This is a genomic window from Nocardia sp. CC201C (assembly GCF_030010695.1).
GTDB classification, from domain to species: Bacteria; Actinomycetota; Actinomycetes; order Mycobacteriales; family Mycobacteriaceae; genus Nocardia; species Nocardia otitidiscaviarum.
This window is the reverse complement of record NZ_JASCXP010000692.1, coordinates 1-1,858: the sequence shown is the minus strand read 5'-3', so window position 1 is coordinate 1,858 and position 1,858 is coordinate 1. Positions and strand designations below refer to the sequence as shown.

At 67.3% G+C, this 1,858-nt stretch carries 1 protein-coding gene; it reads right to left on the bottom strand.

What is annotated here, in order from left to right; translation table 11 throughout:
• Positions 1-12: 12 nt before the first annotated feature.
• Positions 13-1,858 (bottom strand): translation initiation factor IF-2 (gene infB / locus QK444_RS35975; protein ID WP_282786546.1); only part of this gene is annotated, 1,846 nt, incomplete at its 5' end.

Here is a 1,858-nt window from a genome sequence, read left to right as displayed (position 1 = left end):
CTGTTCACTCGCCTAGTCGCGCGGCTTCTCCCGCAGCTCGTAGGCCTCGATGATGTCGCCTTCCTTGATGTCGTTGAAGGTGACGGTCATACCGCATTCGAAGCCCTCGCGGACCTCCATGGCGTCTTCCTTCTCGCGTCGCAGCGAGGCGATGGTCATCGTCTCGGCGACCACGACATTGTCGCGGAGCAGGCGAGCCTTGGCATTGCGCTTGACCGAACCCGACAGCACCATGCAACCGGCGATATTGCCGAACTTGGAGGAGCGGAAGATCTGGCGGATCTCCGCCCGACCCAGCTCGACCTCTTCGTAGATCGGCTTGAGCATGCCCTTGAGGGCCTTCTCGATCTCGTCGATGGCCTGGTAGATGACCGAGTAGTACCGGACGTCCACGCCTTCGCGGTTGGCCAGCGCGGTCGCCTTGCCGTCGGCGCGCACATTGAACGCGATGATGATCGCGTCCGAGGCCGAGGCCAGGTTGACGTTGGTCTCGGTGACGCCACCGACACCGCGGTCGATGACCCGCAGCCGCACCTCGTCGCCGACGTCGATACCGAGCAGCGCCTCCTCGAGGGCCTCGACGGTACCGGAGTTGTCGCCCTTGAGGATCAGATTCAGCTCCGAGGTCTCCTTCAGAGCGGCGTCCAGATCTTCCAGGGAGATGCGCTTGCGGCTGCGCGCGGCCAGGGCATTGCGCTTGCGCGCGTTGCGCCGGTCCGCGATCTGGCGCGCGATGCGGTCTTCCTCGACGACCAGCAGGTTGTCACCCGCGCCCGGCACCGACGTGAAGCCGATGACCTGGACCGGACGCGACGGCAGCGCCTCGGTGACGTCCTCGCCGTGCTCGTCCACCATGCGGCGGACGCGACCGTAGGCGTCACCGGCGACGATGGAGTCGCCGACGCGCAGCGTGCCGCGCTGCACCAGCACCGTGGCGACCGGACCGCGACCGCGGTCGAGGTGCGCCTCGATGGCCACGCCCTGGGCGTCCATATCCGGGTTCGCCCGCAGGTCGAGCGCCGCGTCGGCGGTCAGCACGACGGCCTCCAGCAGCGACTCGATATTGGTGCCCTGCTTGGCGGAGATGTCGACGAACATGGTCTCGCCGCCGTACTCCTCGGCCACCAGACCGTATTCGGTCAGCTGCTGGCGAATCTTCTGCGGATTCGCGCCTTCCTTGTCGATCTTGTTGACCGCCACCACGATCGGCACGTCGGCGGCCTGCGCGTGGTTGATGGCCTCCACCGTCTGCGGCATGACACCGTCGTCGGCGGCGACCACCAGGATCGCGATATCGGTCGCCTTCGCACCGCGGGCACGCATGGCGGTGAACGCCTCGTGACCCGGGGTGTCGATGAAGGTGATGAGCCGGTCGGCGTCGTTGACGTGCGAGAGCACCTGGTAGGCGCCGATGTGCTGGGTGATGCCGCCGGCCTCGCCCTCGCGGACGTTGGCCTTGCGGATGGTGTCCAGCAGTCGGGTCTTACCGTGGTCGACGTGACCCATGACGGTCACCACCGGCGGACGGACCCGCAGGTCCTCCTCGTCGCCCTCGTCCTCGCCGTAGGTGAGGTCGAAGCTCTCCAGCAGCTCGCGGTCCTCGTCCTCGGGCGAGACCACGTGCACCACGTAGTTCATCTCCGCACCCAGCAGCTCGAGGGTCTCCTCGCTCACCGACTGGGTCGCGGTGACCATCTCACCGAGGTTGAACAGCGCCTGTACCAGCGAGGCCGGGTTGGCGTTGATCTTCTCCGCGAAGTCCGAGAGGGACGCGCCGCGGGCGAGGCGGATGACCTCACCGTTGCCGCGCGGCAGCCGCACGCCGCCGACGGCGGGCGCCTGCATCGACTCGTACTCG